Annotated in this window: 17 protein-coding genes (1 of these 17 only partly in view); 5 read left to right on the top strand and 12 right to left on the bottom strand. The window is 38.4% G+C overall.

Annotated elements, in window-relative coordinates:
- Positions 1–785, top strand: partial view of a DUF4179 domain-containing protein gene (locus ACYQ2D_RS10670; RefSeq protein ID WP_459785400.1) — the 3' portion only. 676 nt of this gene lie to the left of the window's left edge; the window shows 785 of its 1461 coding nt (coding positions 677–1461); its start codon lies off the left edge, out of view; it ends in the stop codon at positions 783–785.
- Between the two features lie 80 nt (positions 786–865).
- On the opposite strand, the gene ACYQ2D_RS10665 is transcribed toward ACYQ2D_RS10670, so the two are convergent.
- The 5 genes from ACYQ2D_RS10665 to ACYQ2D_RS10645 form a co-directional block, all read right to left on the bottom strand.
- Positions 866–1777 carry a ComEC/Rec2 family competence protein gene (locus tag ACYQ2D_RS10665; protein ID WP_459785399.1) on the bottom strand — a complete coding sequence of 304 codons (912 nt, stop codon included), beginning with the start codon at positions 1775–1777 and terminating at the stop codon, positions 866–868.
- A gap of 19 nt (positions 1778–1796) precedes the next feature.
- A complete protein-coding gene (locus ACYQ2D_RS10660) occupies positions 1797–2300 on the bottom strand; it encodes a hypothetical protein (RefSeq protein WP_118701438.1) in 504 nt (167 codons plus the stop codon).
- Positions 2301–2305: 5 nt separating this feature from the next.
- Positions 2306–2437 (bottom strand): hypothetical protein, encoded by a 132-nt coding sequence (locus ACYQ2D_RS10655; RefSeq protein ID WP_279289526.1) that lies wholly within the window; start codon positions 2435–2437, stop codon positions 2306–2308.
- Positions 2438–2475: 38 nt separating this feature from the next.
- On the bottom strand, positions 2476–3720 hold the full coding sequence (locus ACYQ2D_RS10650) for a chloride channel protein (protein WP_118701437.1): 1245 nt from the start codon (positions 3718–3720) through the stop codon (positions 2476–2478).
- Between the two features lie 63 nt (positions 3721–3783).
- Positions 3784–4416 (bottom strand): flavodoxin family protein, encoded by a 633-nt coding sequence (locus ACYQ2D_RS10645; RefSeq protein ID WP_118701436.1) that lies wholly within the window; start codon positions 4414–4416, stop codon positions 3784–3786.
- Positions 4417–5079: 663 nt separating this feature from the next.
- Here ACYQ2D_RS10645 and ACYQ2D_RS10640 point away from each other — a divergent pair.
- Positions 5080–10644 (top strand): DUF4430 domain-containing protein, encoded by a 5565-nt coding sequence (locus ACYQ2D_RS10640; protein WP_459785398.1) that lies wholly within the window; start codon positions 5080–5082, stop codon positions 10642–10644.
- A gap of 866 nt (positions 10645–11510) precedes the next feature.
- On the opposite strand, the gene ACYQ2D_RS10635 is transcribed toward ACYQ2D_RS10640, so the two are convergent.
- The 5 genes from ACYQ2D_RS10635 to ACYQ2D_RS10615 form a co-directional block, all read right to left on the bottom strand.
- Positions 11511–12368, bottom strand: a complete 858-nt coding sequence (locus ACYQ2D_RS10635) for a DarT1-associated NADAR antitoxin family protein (RefSeq protein ID WP_459785397.1) — start codon at positions 12366–12368, stop codon at positions 11511–11513.
- Between the two features lie 116 nt (positions 12369–12484).
- Positions 12485–13057, bottom strand: a complete 573-nt coding sequence (locus ACYQ2D_RS10630; protein WP_459785396.1) for an isochorismatase family protein — start codon at positions 13055–13057, stop codon at positions 12485–12487.
- Between the two features lie 159 nt (positions 13058–13216).
- Positions 13217–14200, bottom strand: coding sequence for an ATP-binding protein (locus tag ACYQ2D_RS10625; protein ID WP_459785395.1), 984 nt, complete (start codon positions 14198–14200; stop codon positions 13217–13219).
- A gap of 4 nt (positions 14201–14204) precedes the next feature.
- Entirely contained in the window at positions 14205–14663 is a 459-nt protein-coding gene (locus ACYQ2D_RS10620; protein WP_459785394.1) for a DUF4869 domain-containing protein, read from the bottom strand.
- A 246-nt stretch (positions 14664–14909) separates the two neighbouring features.
- Positions 14910–15485 carry a DJ-1/PfpI family protein gene (locus ACYQ2D_RS10615; RefSeq protein WP_187559129.1) on the bottom strand — a complete coding sequence of 192 codons (576 nt, stop codon included), beginning with the start codon at positions 15483–15485 and terminating at the stop codon, positions 14910–14912.
- 202 nt (positions 15486–15687) lie between these two features.
- Here ACYQ2D_RS10615 and ACYQ2D_RS10610 point away from each other — a divergent pair, with 202 nt between their 5' ends.
- Positions 15688–16587 carry a DegV family protein gene (locus ACYQ2D_RS10610; RefSeq protein WP_459785393.1) on the top strand — a complete coding sequence of 300 codons (900 nt, stop codon included), beginning with the start codon at positions 15688–15690 and terminating at the stop codon, positions 16585–16587.
- A gap of 59 nt (positions 16588–16646) precedes the next feature.
- Here the strand turns inward: ACYQ2D_RS10610 and ACYQ2D_RS10605 are convergent, their stop codons facing one another.
- Together ACYQ2D_RS10605 and ACYQ2D_RS10600 are read right to left on the bottom strand one after the other, a co-directional pair.
- Positions 16647–18107 carry a DUF4367 domain-containing protein gene (locus ACYQ2D_RS10605; protein ID WP_459785392.1) on the bottom strand — a complete coding sequence of 487 codons (1461 nt, stop codon included), beginning with the start codon at positions 18105–18107 and terminating at the stop codon, positions 16647–16649.
- Complete coding sequence (locus tag ACYQ2D_RS10600) at positions 18104–18586, bottom strand: sigma-70 family RNA polymerase sigma factor (protein WP_459785391.1); 483 nt, start codon at positions 18584–18586, stop codon at positions 18104–18106. The genes ACYQ2D_RS10605 and ACYQ2D_RS10600 overlap by 4 nt, the downstream gene beginning before the upstream one ends.
- Positions 18587–18950: 364 nt before the next feature.
- Here ACYQ2D_RS10600 and ACYQ2D_RS10595 point away from each other — a divergent pair, with 364 nt between their 5' ends.
- Positions 18951–19433 (top strand): RNA polymerase sigma factor, encoded by a 483-nt coding sequence (locus ACYQ2D_RS10595; protein WP_459785390.1) that lies wholly within the window; start codon positions 18951–18953, stop codon positions 19431–19433.
- Entirely contained in the window at positions 19423–20013 is a 591-nt protein-coding gene (locus ACYQ2D_RS10590) for a hypothetical protein (RefSeq protein ID WP_459785389.1), read from the top strand. Before ACYQ2D_RS10595 ends, ACYQ2D_RS10590 begins: the two co-directional genes overlap by 11 nt.
- Positions 20014–20096: the final 83 nt, after the last annotated feature.

Here is a 20096-nt window from a genome sequence, read left to right as displayed (position 1 = left end):
CACTTTTAAATGCTTATCTGGATGGAAAGCAGATTGATTCCCATACTTATTTCGGCGTTCTGCGCCTGAATAAAGAAGATATTTTGACTAGTGAAAACGAATCCATTCCAGACAACTTTAATATCCAGCTTAATGTAAAAAACATCTGCGGTTATAAACCGGACGATTCCGCTCCTGAAATGCCACAGGACTTAAAAGATGCCTATCAGCAGGCCATGGCCGAAAATGGTTTAAATGAAGCTAATTATAAAAATTTTACAGAAGAACAGCAAGAAATCGAACACCGGCTTTTTACAGAAATGTGGAACCGGTACTATGAACGTTATCCGGATGCCACAGAAGGTCTGAATCATTATAACACCTGGACTTTAGAAGGAGACTGGAACTTCTCAGTTGATGTTGAGAAAAATACCTCTGACTCGATTACAAAGGAAACAAAGGCAGTTGATTCCGATGGAAATGGAATACTTTCCGTTACCAAAACACCTTTCGAAATTTCTCTTGATGTAACAGACCCTGAATTTAAATATTTTGCTGTTGTGCTTGATGCAGATGGAAATTTACTGTCAGCCAATAGCACTTCCGGCTCTGCATATACGGTTGCTGTTCAGGACAGCGATGTCTCTTCTATCTCCGTTTATTTATGCGATTATGATGAATATATGGATGAACTAAAGGGATATTATTTCTCAGAGGATTATCAGGAAAAAGCCAAAACAAAGACGTTTAAACAGCTTCTCGATGAACATGCTGTTGCAAGTGATACTATTAACTTTAAAAGATAATTACTGCTTTATCTAACCTTAACAAATCTAAGATAAAACCCAGGTACTTTCAATCTCCAGTGTTGAAAGTACCTGGGTTTTTACTCTATGCCTACGGTATTAGGCTGGGTATGAAAACTTACTACCTCACTTCCCAACGACTCCATTTCTTTTGCATTTTCAGGTGTTGTATATTTTCCCGTTTCATCATACATCAGCCAGTCCGGTGCATCAAAAAATGCAAGTTTTGGGGAAACTTCTTCGTAAAAATCTTTTAGAAGCCCGCCATTTCCATGATGTCCCATCTGAATATAATCTGCTTTTAACTTTTCTCCCCATGTATCAAGCAGATAATCACTCATCGCTTTTCCAACATCTGCACAAAACAACATACTGGATTTTTCTCCCTGCACCTTAAACATCATAGAACCATCATTTAAATAATCCTGTGATAATTCCTTTACATGTTCATCATAGGCATTATAAATATCAACTTTAAGCCCGCAGATATTCAGTTCATCTCCCGGATAAACGTATTTTAAATTTTTTACATTCAAATCCAAAAAATCATTATAAGTATCCACACTATCCCAATGTGCACGTTCCTGACACAATTTCGGTGACGGCATATCTACCGTATAAACTTCCTTGATTTCAATTCCCTGCAAATCTGAATAAATTGCATTAAACGCTCCAATATGGTCTTGATGTGGATGGGTCAAAATCCATGCATCTACTTTTCCGCCCATCTCTTTAATCGTCTGACGCACAAAATCTGCATCTTCTGTCCAGCCACCATCTACAACAATTAATTGCCCCTTTCCACCATACAATGTATAAAACATAGAATTTACATCTCTTGGACCATATTGTGTAATCAGCCATGTCCTTTCCGTATCCTCAATTATTTTTTCATACTGGATAAATTTAACTGTTATGATTCCGAATAACAAAACGATAATGACCAGTGCTACACCAATCATTTTGTTTCTTTTTTTTGATTTTTTTCTCATCTTTTCCTCATCTAATTTTTTATATCAATTCTCCATCAAATGCTTCACTAATTTCTTCCTTTAATTCAAGAATGATTTCCTGATGATTTTTTCCCGGAATCAGCTGAATTAACTTGATTCCTTCCTCTTCTTTGTCAATAATATTTCCTTCATGGTGTGTTGGATTTAAGACCCATACACGATCCACAGGATTTAATTTGCGAAGCACAAAATTTTCATCCAGCCCTCTGCAGTATTTTGAATGAAGTTCATTTTTATATCCCCGAATTTGATTTTCACAAAATGACTTCGTATCCCTATTTTGCTTTTTTGTTTTATCCTGAAAGATACTCTGTATCTTACGATATTTTACCTCAAAAATAATCGTTGACCAGTAAACATCTTCTCTGTATAAGTCCATTCGGATATCGGGGCGATAATGTCTGCCTTTCGTAAATACCGGCTGATTTTCTTTTGTTGTATCCTCTAACTGCCTGCACAATGGTTCATCATAATGAAGCTTTATCCGAAATTCTCCCTTCACAAACCCTACAACCGTACCTGATAAAACTGCAGATTTCCTGCACCGTTTACCACACAATTGCTTTCCTTTAAACCATTTTGCTTCACTTCTTCTTCCGTTGCCAAAACACCTAGCCAGCTTGTCTTATTTTCTTTCATAATTCCTATCTTATCCTATCTTACTTTTTTCTTCTTCGTTACTTGATTCGGTTAAAATCCGACATTTTCGACAGTCTTTGTTTTCCATAAATTGTTTTATTTCCATTACAGGCAAATGCAATCATGCATATAATTGCAAACCACACCACATGTTCCGGACCAAATACTTCAACTCCAATTAAAATTGGCGCAATCAGGGTATTTGTCGCACTTCCAAAAACGGCTGCGTAACCAAGTCCTGCCACCAATAAAACAGGCAGACCCAAAGCAGAAGCCAGAATGACCCCAAGTGTCGCACCGATTGAGAAAAGCGGAGTGACTTCTCCCCCCTGAAATCCTGCTGCAAGTGTCACAATCGTGAATACTGCTTTTAATAAAAAATCAAACACATAGACCTTTTCTCCTGCAAAACTTGCAGAAATCAGATTCGTTCCAAGTCCACAGTAACGTCCTTTCCATAAAAGTAAAAACAAAATTGAAAGGATGATGCCTGTAAAGAAAATCCTCCGGTAAGGATTTTTTATAAATTTCGCCAGTTTTTCTTTTGCAAATGCCAGAAAGTACGAAAAGGCTCCGCCTGTAATTCCAAACACAATCGCAATCAAAATCAATTTGGCAATGGTCTGCGGATTCACAGAAAACGTATCCGAAAAAGAAACCGAAAATTTTTCCAGTCCCAATAAATGAGACGTAAAACTTGCAGTAAATGCTGCACTCATTGCCGGAAGCATCGCCTCATAAAATAATGCCCCGACAACTAATACTTCAAGTGCAAAAAATGTGGCTGCAAGCGGTGTCTGGAACAACCCGCCAAAACCCGCTGCCATACCCATAATCAAAAAGATTTTTCCATTTTTTTCCGTCTTCCCGGAAATCACTTCAAATTTCTTTCCGATTGTATGAGAGACCGCTGCACCTATCTGAACTGCAACACCCTCCCTTCCGGCACTTCCTCCAAATAAATGTGTAAGCCAGGTAGAAACCATAATAATTGGAATCAATGCCTTCGGAATTTCTTCATTTTCCTCAAAACCGGTTTCGAAAATGAGCCCCATTCCCTTTTGCGATTTCGGGCTGATTTTTTGATATAATAATAAAATTGCCACACCGGCAAGCGCCAAAAATGGAACAAGAACAGTAACGTGTTCTCCTCGAAATGCCGTAATGCCTAAAAGTACCCTTCCAAATATCGCATCTACTGCTCCAACGATAATTCCAATCAGAACACCCATGATTGTATAGAGCAAAACCGGTATATATTCTCTTATGCTTAAATGCTTCATTTTTCTTTGTCTCTCTATCTATTTTTTTGCAGAACAGTTTGTCAGCTTACATTCGATTTGAACTTAATGAATAAAATGGGTTGCTACTCGTTTTTCTGTTTCCGGCAGACCAAATTTTTCTTTTCCAAGTGCAATACTCTTCATTAAAAATACCATATTTCTTGCAAGTGTACGCATGGTCTGTTTTCCCTCTTCATCCATCTCAGCTTCACCCACTTTTCTTCCGTGAATACTGTTCCAATACTGACTGGAAGCAATCGGCATATTGGAAATAGTAAAATATTTATTCAGCTCATCAAACGTCGCTGAACATCCACCACGTCTTGCGCAGACCACACTTGCACCCACCTTCATGGTTTTATCAAATGGTGTACTATAAAACAGTCGGTCCAGACATGCAATCAAAGTTGCATTTGCAGAAGCATAATAAACCGGACTTGCTACCACAAGACCATCCGCTTCTTCAAACTTCGATGCCAGCTCATTTACGATATCATCATTAATAGAACATTTCCCGTTCTTATAGCAATAGTTGCAGGCAATGCATCCACGGATGACTTTGTTTCCAATCTGAATCGTTTCATATTCCACTCCATTTTCGGCAAATACCTTTTCCATTTCTTTTACTGCAACGGTTGTATTTCCGTCTTTGCGCGGACTTCCATTTAAAATCAATACTTTAAATTTTTCTTTCATAAGTCATTCCCCTTTCATTAAGTAAAGCGAACATTTGCAATCCGCTTCGCTACTTGCTCATGAACGCAGTCGCTTTGCGATCTGTCAGTGGGAGCTTTCACCTCCCACTGACAGAAGCATCCCCCTCACCCGCCGCTTAGTGCTCTGCGCACTTGAAGCGGGGGAATGCTTATCTGCGTTTAAAATATTATTTTTATTTTATCACAACACGCTCTAATTGACTATATCCTCCCAAATACCAAAATGCTTAGAAGTTAAATAACCGATTGACAGCAGCAGGAAACCTAAGGTAAAATATTAACAAACTATATACCTGTGACAGTCATCAAAAACAGTAATGTTTTGAGTTAAAAAGAAAATCAGTGCAAATCTGATACAGATGATTCTACTGTGAGACATGCCCCCAAATATGCACACCGGAGGAACTTCAGTAGCATATTTTTGCAGGTCGTTAAGTCAGAGGGCTTGCTGTTACTTCGTTCAAGATTTTTGAAGAAAAGAATCTTTTATACGCAGTAACAGCATTTCATAATTTTAATCAAGTAGTGTATAAAAGAGCTTTGATTCAGAAATGGAGAAAGGCTCTTTTTTGTGTACAAAAAAAGATTTCCCAAAAAAGAGAAGTGTATATAGAAAGTAGAATACTTTAAAAGGAGAAGGAGCATGAAAAAAGAATTTAAGCGACTGCTTAGTATTCTTCTGGTTCTAACACTTTTAGGAAGTACGCTGCCGATGTCCGTATCCGCTTCCGCACTTCCGACCCAAAATGCTTCAGCAATTGAGAACCAGGAACCAACCGATGCATCACAAAATGATACACAAAATGATGCACAAGATGTAACGCAAAACGAAACACAAAACGAAGCACAAACTGAAGAAGCACAAGAATCCCAACAGGAAGTACCAGCTTATGCCAACACGCTTCCATCCACAATTCCGGCCGGGGAAACTTATACCCTGTCTGAAGATGTAACAATGGAAAGCGGTCAGTGGTTTGAAAGTATTGAGGGAACCTTAGACGGAGCAGGACATACCATTACCCTGACCAATAAGCCACTGGCAAATAAGGTAACCGGAACGATTCAAAATCTGGGTGTAACCAGTGAAAAAGTAATTGAACGCGACGATACTTTTGGAAGTATAGCAATGACTTTTAGCGGAACCATTCAAAACTGTTTTTCTACTGCCAAGTTAAACATGGACGGTTTTGATGAACCGGGTGGATTAGTAGGTACCGCAAACGGAGGTGTGATCCAGAACTCTTATTTTGCAGGTACCGTAACCGGAATGCTTTCCGGTTTTTACGGCGGTTTAATTGGTGTCAACAACTCAAACGATACCAAACTTAAAAACAGCTGCTATGGACCTGGAAGTATGAATGGTGCCGTAAGTATGGGTGGCAACAAAATCACTCCGGAAAACGTACAGCAAAAATCCTTAGAAGATTTTAAATCCGGCGCAGCAAACAGCATTTTAAATACTAATCTTCCGGAGACCGGATTTTCCTGGGCAACTCCGACAGATGGCAGCAACCAGGGATTTCCGATTCTCGTAAAGGGCGGTTCCACCGAAGCACAGAAACCGGATAAAACAAACTTACAAAAACTGGCAGACACTTGCAGTGCCCTTAATAAAGAAGGCTATACTAAAGACAGTTGGAGTAAACTTGAAGATGCACTTGCAAACGCACAGAACGTTTTAAAAAATGAAGATGCTACACTTGAAGAGGTTACAACCGCAACTGCAACACTGCAGGCAGCAAAAGACGGTCTGAAAAAAGAACGACCGACAGAGCCGGTGGCTCCTCCTGCTGACGCAAGTCAGATTCAGCATATCTCAACTGAAAATGATTTAAGTAAGATTAATTCCAGTTCCGATCAGTACTATGTACTGGATCAAGATATTACCATAAAAGATTCTTACTTCTCTATGACGGAATTCAATGGCATTTTAGATGGACGGGGACATGCCATTATCTTTGAAAATGCAAACTGGATGTTCCAGCATTTAGGGGAAGAAGGCGTTTTACAGAATCTGTATTTTACCGGTACCATTGATACCTGGGAACAAAGTGGAAATGGACCAATCGGACAAAATTTAAAAGGAACTGTCATCAACTGTTTTTCAGATGTAAAAGGAAGTTTAGCCTGCGGTTTTGCAAAACGTCTGCAAGGCGGAAGCATTATCAACAGCTATTCCATCAGTGAAGGCAAAAAAGGTGTTTTATTTAATCAGTATAAAGAAGGCACCCTGAAAAATACTTACTGGCAGGAAGGACTTGCCAATCCGGCTGAAATTCCGGCTGCTGCTTTAAACAACTCTTCTGCAAAATCAGAAGAACAGCTGAAAACCAAAGATTTCGTAACGATGTTAAATCAAAACAGAGGCGCAAATGGTACCAAATGGGGGCAAAACAGCAACGGCTATCCTTATTTCGGAGAAGATAAAACTTATAATCCGGACAAACCAAATCTTCCGGAAAACAAATATGAAATGGTTATGGTAACTGAAGCAGGCGAAACACTTGCCATCGAAAACCAGACCTTTACTGTTTCACCGGACGAAGTAAATGCATTTGGAATTGTAGGAAACTTCCAGTTAAAAAACGTGCCGGAAACCAGCACAATTTCATGGGGCATTTCAGAAGTAAAACCAGAAGGTTCCTTAATGATTGGAGCCGATAATGGTGACCTTCGTATCGACAAAGAAGGCTCCGCTACCGTTACTGCGACGGAAACCAAAGCCGATGGAAGCAGCGAAGCCGTAGCCTGGGTTAAAGTCATTTCAAAAGCGCAAAAATTAGAAGAGATCAAGCTGTTTATCGACGGACAGGATGTAACCAATCAAACCTGCCAAGTTGCCGGCTCAGAAGAAAAGAAAATCGAAGTGAAAGCCAAATATCAGGGCAGCAATGCTTTCGTACCTGCAAACTCAACTCGTTTTGCTTACAAAACCAGCGATGACTCACTCATTAAAAACTACAACGATTCCAGCAGCTTTTCCTTTAAAAAGCCTGGTACCGCAAAAATGATTGTGACCTCAAAAGTAAACAATGCTATTACCGCAGAGGTGGAAGTGACTTCTACTTACGTACCGGCAACTTCTGTAAAACCTGCGATTTCCGGAAAGAAAGTCATTCACGGAAGAAATGCCAACGACCCGGATCAGTATGCCTTCCTCCCGGATTACAGTGGCGTAATTGTCTCTCCACAAAATGCAAGTTATGCAGATAATTGGAAAGTAACGAGCAGCGACGACTCCATCGCCGAATATGTAGAAAGTATGGTAAAAGGATATGTACCATACAAAGCAGGTACCGTCACTTATCGCGCGACCCTTACACAGACTAATCCGGAAACCAAGAAAGAATCTACCGTATCCGGTACCTCTGATGTGACTTATGTATATGAAAATCCACTTACTGAAGTAACCGCAGTGCAAGATAAAGTAAGTATGGAAAATTTCACGGAACAACCACTGGAATTAACTTTCAAGGGCGAAAAATCCGATGCCGGCTGGAGCGTTACTTATCCAGACCTGAAATGGACCTTTGATAAAAAAGGTATCGTTAAGATTTATAAAAAAGAGCCGATTCTGTGGAAAAAAGGCACAGAGTGGGAAGGCGCACCGGATTTCAATTCGGTTGTCACAAATGATCAATATTATGTAAAAGCATTAAAAGAAGGAACGGTTGTCGCAACCGGCACTCCTCTTGACAACACAAACTCCGTCGCTCCGATTCAGATTACAATTGAAGTTGCAGGCGGTGAAACTCCACAAATTAATATCGACGAACTGGTGCAGAAAGGTCTGCTTGGCGCAAAAGCACATTTACAGGCAATCAGCCCAGAACAGAATTATGAATGTATTGAGCACGACTGGATTGTTTATGACCTTCTTCGTGCCGGAATCGCCATTCCGGAAGAAAAACAAACTCAATATTATGATTCTGTAGTAAAAACCGTGAAAGGCTGGAAAGCAAATAAGAAACCTACCGAAATTGAGCGAGTTGCCCTCGTCTTATCTGTAATGAACAAAGATATTACCGATGTAGGCGGTGTCAATCTCGCAGAAATGATTTATAATCATCCGAATTTAAACAGTGGTTCTAATGAAACAGCCTGGGCACTCTTAGCACTGGATGCAAAGAAAACACCGATTCCATCCGATGCGAAATGGAATAGAGAACAAATAATTTCCGCACTGCTGACTTTCCAGAATCCGGACAACGGAGGCTTTGGATTAACCGATAACAAAACTGCGGGTGTTGATACAACCGCTATGGCATTACAGGCACTGGCACCATACAGACAGACCAATGAGGCGGCTAAAAATGCAATCGATGCCGGTCTTGCATATTTAAAAAATGCAATGTCCGATTCCTACGATATGGGAACTGCAGAAAGTACTTCCCAATTATTATTAACACTGATTGCGCTGCAGATTGATCCATTAAATTCCGATTTTGGTACCTCTTATAGTAACGCAATTACAGGCTTAATGGATTACTACTGCGATACCACAGGTGCAACTGGTTTCTGCCACGACAAGACTAATAAAAAACGCAATGACATGGCCAGTGTGCAGGCTTTCCAGGCACTGAGTGCTTATGTTCACTATAAAAATGGCGGAAAATTCTATTGGGATTTATCGGAAGATACAAAAGAAGTTACCGCTGCAACCGTAATGCAGGCAATTGATCAGCTTCCTGAACTGAACGAGCTGACTTTAGAAGACGAAGCAACCGTACAGGCTATCGAAAACTTGTATCAGCAGCTTAGTGAGGAAGAAAAACAAAAAGTAACAAACCTCGATGTATTAGAAAATGCACGAAAGAGAATTGAAGCACTAAAAGACCTTGGCGACCAAAAAGGAACCGTTTCTCTCACTATCATGGATGGAATCCAGGCAGACACTCAGGCACTGAGTGCAACAGAAGATCCAGCCACCGTCAGAGGCACTATTCTCGATGTGCAGGTTCCAATCTATGCACAAGACTCTATGATGAGCATTATTCAGCGCGCTTGTGAAGAAAATGAAATCGATATTTCCCTTCGATTCCAGGGCACTTATATCGAACGAATCGACGGACTGTCCGAATTTGACCGAGGCTCGGGAAGTGGTTGGAAAGGTACCTTAGATGGCGTCTTCCCAGATAAAAGTTTTGCTCAATGTACCGTACAAAACGGGGAAGTAAAAGATCACTCTGTGATTACTGTAGAGTACACCGAAAATCTTGGTGAAGATTTGGAAGCAAATGCTGAATTAAAAACACTGGGCTTACAGGGCGGTAATTTAAAAGAAACCTTTGAGAGAGACCGTTATGAGTATACTCTGCTCACAAACCAGGATGAAATTTCTTTCACACCTGAATTTTTCAATCGCTACAGTGTTGCAAGCATTGAAGCCGACGGTGTTGCGTATGGTGTATCTCAACAGATTCCGGTTGAAGTCGGAACACAGATTCAGCTGGTTTCTGAAAAGAATGTGCGAGGAACTGACCGCAGAACTTATACCTTCCTTGTAGAAGCACAAGGAGAAGAAAAACCGGGTGAGCAGGAAAAGCCGGACACTCCTGAAAAACCGGGCGAATCGGAAAAACCGGGTGAATCAGAAAAACCTGACGACCAGCAAACATCCGTTACTCTGCTGTCAAATAAAGAGTATGGTATTTCCTTAAAAGGTGAAGGTCTGACAGATGATATGGAACTTTCTGTAAAACCGATTAAAAATGACCACGAAGATGTTGCTCTGATGAAAAAAGAACTTCCGGCAAACAAATCTTTATTCTGCTTATATGAAGTGAAACTTCTGAAGAACGGAAAAGAGATTCGTCTCCCGAAGAAAGCAACACTTTCTGTTTCGGTCGGAAAAGAATATGAAGGAAAAGAAATGACCCTTTTACATTGTGTAAACGGAAAAGTAGAGTCTTTAAAAGGCACAGTAAAAGATAAAGTGCTTTCCGTAGAAATCAACAGCCTTGGCAGCATTGGTGTGATAACGGATGTCGCTAGAACACAAAACGGAAACAAGAAAACTACCGTTGGAAACGGTAACACAAAGAAATCTCCAGGCGCAACGGCAGCAGGAAGTGGCAACGCTACTTCTGCCGGCAAATCCGTTAAGACCGGAGATGAGTTACCACTTGGCGTTACGCTTTTGATGCTTTTGGTATCTGCGGGAGCTTTAGGCACCGTGGGTTATAAAAAAAGAAAAGAGAGAAAATAAAGCACTGCAAAAAGTAAGCTAACACATTTATTAATGCCTCCATAGAAAATATGGGGGCATTTTTTTACGCTTTTTTAAACCAGCAGTTTAATGACAAATCTTTCTTTTTACTCTATACTAAGTATTGTCAGCAAGAGAGATTACAAAAAAACAAATTGAATATTTGAATCATACCTGCGATCAACTCGATGAATAAAGTACGCCAGTACTTCGAGGTGTGTGGTAAATCCAATAGACCCGGAAACGGGTGAGGGGCGCCCAGTCAACCAAATCAAGGATACTTCTTTTGGAAGGCTGCCGGGGTTTAGTGATAAATCCCGGGAAGACGGAAACCGTCAACGGAAACACATATCGCAGAAATGCCCGCATTTAAAAGCACGGAACTTCTGGATGCAGCAATAGACGCCTACGGTGTAGGAGTAAGCCTAAGGGGTATCAGTGTGGCAACTGATATGACAGAGGTAAAGCCAACAATGCATTCTGCCTTGATGACGGAGAAATCCGCCTATAACAGAAGTCGCCGGTGAAAGTAGCCATATGGCAGATTGACAAAAACTCGTTTATTAATCTGAATGGACGGTGAAATTTACAGGTAGCCAATCCTGTGCAGGCTTGTGGCGTAAGCCAAGGGTAAGAAGTTAGGGGTCGCTCCCCGAAGCTCAGACTTATCTTCCTGGTGGCAGAATATAAGTGAAGGGCACGGATTGTACGGCGAAGGCCGGATCGTGGGTATGATTCAGATATTCAAGAATAAAACAAGGTCGTTCCGCCTCAATCATTTTTTGAGACGGAACGACCCTTTTTTCGTACATTCTTACGCTCCAAATTCTATCTTTTTCACCAGATAATCTGCTGTTTTCTCTTAACTATTTCAATACTTCACAATTTTTCAAGCACCACTCCATTCCAATTTTCTTCTTTCCAACCATTCTAAAATCCACCATCAATGAAGTTTTCTCAACTTTAACGATTTTTCCTTTTCCATAAATTTTATGTTTAATCCAATTTCCTTCTTTGATAACTTCAGAAATTTTGGATTCTTCTTTTTTAGGAGATGACTGTACTGACTGTCCTTTTGAATTTACTCCAAATAATTCCGCAAAAGTATCAAAATCTTTTACCTTTTCTACCAGACCTGCTCGATATAATCCTACAAAACACGCTGCTGCCTTTGCCTGACAGTTAATACTTTTGGATGGATTAAACTCAATATCTGTAAATGCATCATATTTTAAAATTTCTTCCACAAGTTTTTCATTTTCCAATAATGCATTTATGTAGATATAATCATAAAAAATTGTCTTTGGTTCAAGTGGATAAACTCTGTTTTCAAATGTAAATCCAGTCAGCATACCACTGGTAACTAATCGTCCATCTCGTTTTGCTTCTCTTGGAGAAACTTCCAAAATATCTTTATATGGTCCACCTTTTTGGAATGTTTTTGCTGACTGAAATACGCATTCCACCGGTACTTTCTTTCCGAGTTCCGGAACATATTTCTGGAGGAAAAAGGCACTCAAATCATTTCCGTATTCCTGCATGGATTTACTTGAAATTTCTAAGATTTTTTTATCTGGTTTTCTTCTTAAAAACTCATTATGCATTGCAGTAATATTCTTCTGTTTCTGTACCTTTGCAAAGCCACTATTCCAGTCAAAATCAATTGTCATTGTTCTGTAAAACGGTGCGGATTCTTTCGCTACAAAAACTGGTCTGTTTGCCATAATAGCCCTCCATTTATTTTCTCTTTTCATTACGTTGTTTTATTGAGTTTATTATAGCATGAATTTTTATGAAAAAAATCAACTAATAGTTTAATTCACTGCGGAAATACTGTTCTCTAGTTCAATTTTATTTGCAAATATTCTTCTGTTGTCATAATACTTAAATGCAACGGTGCTAATCCCTCTAAGACTTTTATTGTGGCTTCTTCTGTTTCATTATTTACACCGGCAACTGCATCTTTAAGGTAAATTACATAGACTCCAGCATCTATCAAGCTCATAACCGTCGATAATACACAACATTCAGCAACTACTCCTGTTACAACAACGCAAGAGGCATCGGATGCAGCTTTTCTTATTTGTTCTATGCTATAAGATGAATACACGGATTTTGAATAACATTTATATTTTTTCTGTAACTCTTTAAAATCATCCACAAGTTCATTTAGCCATTTATCTAAATTAACATCTGAATTTTCAATATTATAATTTTTCCAAATTCCCTGAGGTTCATCGGATGCGATGTATTTTGTGAAAATTATTTTTTCTTCTGTGTTTGATTCTAATAATTTTTTTATCTGATTAAGAGAGCGATTAAAATTAGAACACTCCCATTTTTGTCCATTTGAATATACATTTTGCATGTCAATTACAAGTAAAAGTGGATTTTCCAATAATTGTTTATTCATACATTTACCTCATGTCAAAATTTGATTTTATGTTTTGATAGAAAAATAACATTTTAAGATTTAATGATGGTATATCATAAATTTCAATCCCTTATAGGTAATGTGCAACAACAGCATTTCTTAGAAATCGCCAAATTCACCTTGAGACTGACCGACTTTTTATCTTCTTTCCTTCCAATTAATTTTCTTCATTACTTTCTGAACTGCATTCACTACTTTCGACGACAAATACACCTTAGGAAGTTTTCGTTTTGAATACGCCCAGACGGAATTATTCTGTGTTTTATTTGTCAATACCTCTGTAAAAAACCTTTCCCAGCTGACATACTCTTTACTTTCAATATAATTTTCTGGTTTTTTGAGAATATCTGTTATTTCCTTATCTGAAATTACATTTGACGCAAGCAAAAGCCATTCAAAAGATTCTGGTGCATATAAGACAACATTTTCAAATACATTTACATATTCCATAACCTCTTTCATTTCAGAACCAAATGCTGCACCATCTACAATTACCAATTTTATTTTACTGTCATTTTGATTTGCCTGTAAAGTCCTAATAATATTAGATTTACCTTTCGCAGAAACACATGGTATTGCTTTAACTTTCGACAATTCTGAAAAAAAATCATATCCTGAATTAGAATCCTCGGTAATAACATATTCAGGGTCGACATTTCCTTCTTCTGTCAATTCTCCATAGATATGATAAATTTCATTGTACTTCTGTTTTGCTTCATGAAATTTCCCTGATTTTCGAAATCCATAAATTTCATTTACACTGTATGGAAGCATTGGCAGTTTTTCACGTGTCGCAATCACAAAATAGTTATCCGATTTTTGTACGACACCTGCAAATTCTTTTGAAAATAAAAAACGATTTCCCTCATCAATAAATATAATACTGCTTGATATCTCTTCAATTTGTCGTTTCCAGTCTTCATTATCTATTGTCCTGCATTCACAATCACAGGAAACAAAGACGCCACTGTCTGCTCCATATCTTCTATAATCTCGAATCAAGTCAATCAATACTGTTTTTCCAGAACCACTATTTCCTGTAAGAATGGTGATATTTCTTTTTACAACAAAATCATATTTTACTTTTCTTGATTCAACAATAATTCTATGCGCACCTCTCATACTACTACTCCTGTACCATTTGATTTAGGTATTTACTTGCTATAGGAATCAGCTCTTTCATAGAATGAACAACTTCTCCACCATTTTTTATTTTTATTTCAAAATCAGTGTCTTTTCCAAAGTTCATCATGTGCCTGAGATTAATTGTTAAATCCTTCTGTTTCGCTATTTCTAAAATCCATTTTGCACAATTATCACCACAAGTAGATGCATTAAAAATTCTATCAGGTTCATTTAGCATTAATAGTAACGTTTTCACTCCACCTGATAACCGCTCTGGAGGTATTTGACCAAGAACTGGACTTTTAATACATTCTCCACCCAATACTTCAGAATCATCTACATCTTGAATCATCTTTTTAGCAAGTTCTGATTCAAGCCACTCTGATTCATAAGTGTTTTTAAAATAAACATTTGTATTATAAATACTTCTGGGTTCGTCTCCATATATAATTGTAAGCATATTTTCCCCTCCGGAATAATTTAAAATACTAATTTCTATTTATTATCTTATCCCATCGAAAGCTAAATATCAATGAGAACAGTGTTTTCTAACTTTTTGATTATCCATGAGACTGACCGACTTTTTATTTTGTTTTTTTCTATTGCACTGCTATCTCCGACAAATATTTCCTATCTTAACCTCCTCAAATACTTTCTGGTATACTTTCCACCTTTTACTCATTTAAACTTTTTTTAATTGCTTTTTTTAGAAAATTATCTCCTGATTCCATTCATATCCCAACATTTCTGCAATACGAACTGCCAATTCGATGTCTACCATATCGCTAATCACACCTAATGCCATATCAAATCCAGCCATCGTTGAACTGCAGGAATAAAATTTTCCATCGGATATCCAGTTCACACCCTCTGCTCGTCTAATTTCAGCAGTAAACATTCGTTTCCAGTTCTGATCTCCCGGATAATCTGCAATCTGTCTATGATACAAAAGCCCGGTCTGTGCTAATATAGAAGAAGCATTTGCAATCATCATACAGATATCTGCCTCCTGTGCTGCCGCTTTTATAATTTCCAATTTTTTCGGTTCAAGACAAAGCAGCTTCGTTGCGGTACGCCCTCCCGGAAGCACCAATATATCCTCCACTTCTTCCGGAATCAATAGTTCCGTCCAAACCTTCACACCTTGTTTACTGCTAACCAGTCCTCCGTTTACCGACAAATAATTAATATAAAAATGTTCCGGTGCCATTCCAAAAATATTAGCAATTCCTAAGGCGTCTAACGTTTCAAACTCATCATAAAGAACAATATTTACATTCATCAGTGGATCCCCTTTCGCATCACTCCAATAATATTTTTATTTTATCAAATCTCTTGTTCTCTAACAAGCCATACAGGGGGATAAGTTACTCAGAACTTAGACTTTTATTCGCCAAAAGCCGAACAACTGTCTACCAATTATACTTATCTGTGATATAATAGTCGAAAGATAATCATATTCAAACAGGAAGGATAGATATACTATGTTTCAGATTTTTGTAGACTCTGCTGCCAATCTTCCGGCTGTAATAGCAAAACAATATAACATCAATGTCATCTCTTTTATTAATCTAGTTGACGGAAAGGAAGTCACCTGCTACAATCCAGACCTTTCTTTAGAAGAAGAACGCCAAAAGGGTGCCGAATATTATGATGCCATGCGCAAAGGCTGTGAAATTAAAACAGGGCTGATCAGCACCGCAACATTTGAGGAGCAATTCCAAAAGGCATTTGAAGAAGACCAAGATGTTTTATATTTTTCTTTAAGCAAAAATATCAGTGGAAACTTTAACTCTGCACGCTTAGCTGCAGAAGAAGTATTAAGTAAACATACAAACGGCTGCAAAATACGCTTAATTGACTCTCTCAATGCCTCTCTTGCTCAGGGAATCCTTGCAATCTACGCCAGCATCATGAGAGAAAAAGGAATGGAGATTGACGAAGTTGCCGATTTTTTGGAGACTTGTGTAGGAAAGATGAACGGTATCTTCACAGTTGGCGATTTGAAATATCTCTCCCGCACCGGACGCATCAAGGGAAGCGTAGCAACAATTGGAAATATGCTTAAGATTAAACCGATTTTAAAGGGAGATAAAGATGGCTATATTGTCACTTATAAAAAGGTGCGTGGTCGTAAAGCCGCTTTAAATACACTGGTTGATCTGGTTTGCAATAATATCGTAGAGCCTGAAAAACAGATTATCGGTATCGCTCACGCGGATGCTTATGAAGAATCTCTGTATGTTATGAACAAAATACAGGAAAAAATTAAAGTCCGTGATTTTATCAACACCTCTTATGATTTCTGTACAGGAAGCCATGTAGGACCGGATACAATTGCACTTTTCTTTATCGGAAACGATCGAGAACTTGCTAACGAGTGATTATAAAAAATACCAAGAGGGGCGTGAAAAATAGCTTTGTTCACGCCCCTCTTAACTCATCACTGATGAATATCCACAATGCCTGTTTCCAGTGTACTATCCGCAAACTCGCTGCTGCTTCCATTTCCGGATAAATTAAGGTACATATTCGAAAGTTGATTTTCATCCACAATCCATGCCATTTCTATCTGAACACACTCTCCTGATTTTAAGGACGAAATATAGTTTCCACCATTTCCATAAGCTTCCTGTACACTATAATAACCCATGTCAAATGCCTTGGCTACGCTGCTCGAATGAATACAATCATAATTATCTCCCGATTGCTCATTTTCGATATACAATTGATAAGTATCATCTTTTGATTTCAGCAACATCAGATTTCCGAGATATAATATATGATTCAATGTAACTTCTGAATTATTCTTATAAGTTGCCGTCACAAAAACCAGCTTTTGTTTCACATTTTCGGTTTTCACAACTTCATCCAGTGCTTCCACACCATCTCCGGTCTTTATATAAGAAAGCTGATTTTCTACTAATTTTCCATCCTCGCCAACTGCCTTTTTCCATTCTTCCGGAATCTTATTTTCATCTAACAAACTTAAATCATCTGAAATTTGAACCGAATCCACTTTTACCGATACATCTGCCGATTCGATTGAATTGCCATTTTCATCTTCTGCAGAAACATATGGGGAAATCTTAAATTCTTCTCCTGTTTTCCAGAGTTTCAATTCATCCGATGACACACTCGTTACCATTTCTCTGGTTTCTGTTTCCGGCTCCGTTGATACAAAATCACTCCAGCTGTACATATCTTTTGTCGCAATCATCTTATTTGTTTCAACAAGAGAAATATTTTCAGCAAATTTCACTGCTTCCTCCTTTGACATATCATCTCCCACATAAATGACTGCCATCCGGTATTCATCCGGACACATCAGATAAATCCTCTGGTTATACGAACCACTCTGCTCCAAATCCTGATACCGAAGATAAACACCCTCGTATTTCCCAAAATTCCTTTCTTCACTTTCTACCACATGATTGTCCGTTAATACGCTTTCAAAATCCTGTTTATCCAACAGCATCAGGCTCATTGAAAACCCACCCTGATACGGTGTTTCCAAATTAGAAAATTTTCCTTCTTCTACCTCTTCCATCCCATCCGGAAGGTAGTCTGCCTGAATTTTTACGTCTGGAATCTCATCCGGAATTGCGGTCATCTTGCTCTGTTCATTGGCTGAAATCTTTGTTGCCACCTGATAAGTTCCCTGTTTTTCCAAATGCATCGCATACCATTTGGAACCGGCATAAACACTTGTCGATACGCCTAAAATACAAACTGCGGCGACTGCTGCCACACGAGTTCTTCTCCATTTTGTTTTCTTAGCATTTTTTGTTGGAAATACCGCAATCTGCTCATTTTCCATCTGTTTTTTTATTTCATCCTGAATCCGATTATGAATCATTTCCGGAGTTTTTGGCATTTCTTTCTTGATATCTTCTAATTTCATACGAACACCTCCTTATGTTCAAATGCTTTTTTTAACTTTCCACGGGCTCTTGCCAGACGCTTTTGCACTGCACCTTCTGTTATTTCTAAAATCTCTGCAATTTCTCTGATACTAAAATCTTCCGCATAATATAAAATAACCGGAAGTTTTAACTCATCCTTTAGTTCAGAAACCGCCTGATACAATTCACTGTAATCTTGCTTTTCAGGCTGTTTTTTCTCCTTCACTTGCACCGTTTCAAGTGCCACATATTTCTTTTGCCTTCGAAGCAGACTATAACACTCATTAATCAAAATCCGAATCAGCCAGGTCTTCGCATAGTTTTCTTTTTTCAGCGTTTCCCTCTTTTCAAATGCCTTCACAATGGTTTCTGAAATTGCATCTGCACAATCCTCATCATTTCCAAGAATGATTTTTGCAGTAGCATATAATTGATTTTCTGAATTTAAAATCAACTCTCCTAAATTTTCTTTCGTCAAAATATCACCACCCTTTTCTCGCCGGCTGTTCAATTTCAAGTCGAACACTCGTGAGACTTGGCGCGCGATTCTAGTCAGCACAAGCTGACAAATTCTTCTTAGAATCGCTGCGGTCTACACTTCGTTACGGTCCGCGCAGAACCATTGTCCATTGGACAATGTGCGCCCCACAGAGTGTTTATCTCAGTCGTAGTCTTATCGACTGAGATAAATTTGAATGCAATGTTTTCTTACATAGATTAGACGTTTATGAAAAGAAAATATCCCTTTTATTCTATTATTTTTTTATTTTGTAACCTTTTTCCTTTCTCATTTGTGTTATAAATGAAAGGACCTTTCAAAATATAATAGGAGTAAAAAACTCATGAGACAATCCATTCAGGAATTGATTGAACGTTATCAGAATAATCTTTATGCAATTGCATTTAACATCTGCAAAAATCCATCCGATGCGCAGGATGTCGTTCAAGATACGTTCATTCAATATTATACAAGCAAAAAAGAATTTGAAGACGAACAACATCTGCGAGCATGGCTGATTCGCGTTGCAATTAATAAAGCGAAAAATATGACTCTTACTTTCTGGCATCAGCATAAAGTTTCTTTGGAAGAATACATGGAAACTTTAACTTTTGAAACACCGGAATCAGAAAATCTTTTTGAAGAAGTCATGAAGCTTCCAAAAAAATATCGAATCGTCATTCATTTATTTTATTACGAGGATTATTCCATTAAGGAAATCGCAGAAATTTTAAATCTGTCGCAAAGCAATGTAAAAGTTCGTTTATCACGCGCAAGAGCACTGCTCAAAGAATCATTAAAGGGGGAATGGAATTATGACGAATAAAGAAAAATATAAACAGGCTTTTTCTGGATTGCATCCCTTAGAACCAATTTCTCTGGAGGTAACACAAATGGTAAAAATGCAAAAGAAACACAAATTTCAAGTCGCTGCTGCAATCCTTACCGCATTCATTTTAGTCGGAGGCACCGGAACTGTATACGCAGCAAATGTTGGCGGAATCCAGCGTACCATTCAGCTCTGGATTCACGGAGACCAGACTGATTCCACACTCGATATAAAAGAAGATGGCTCTTATAGCTTGAATTATTCTGATGAAAATGGAAATACAGTAGAGCAGGGCGGTGGCGGAGTCGCATTTGATGCCGACGGAACAGAACGCCCGCTTACAGAAGATGAAATCATGGAACAGATTAATATGCCTGAAGTAGAATACGAAGAAGATGGAAGTGTCTGGGTTTATTACGAAAATCAAAAAATCGAAATCACCGATAAATTTGATAATGATAAAATCTGCTATGTGAAAATTAAAGGCAAAGAAAAGACTCTTTATTTAACTGTAAAATACCAGAATGGCTACTGCATTTCAGAAGATAAATACCCAAACCCTGCTTCTTTTAACTGATTTTTCATTTTTCACACAAAGCAAGAGCAGTTCAGAAAAATCATTCTGAACTGCTCTGCTTTATTTTTACAAGCTCTCTGTAA

Source organism: Blautia stercoris (assembly GCF_054657695.1).
This window is presented reverse-complemented; position numbering and strand designations above follow the sequence as displayed.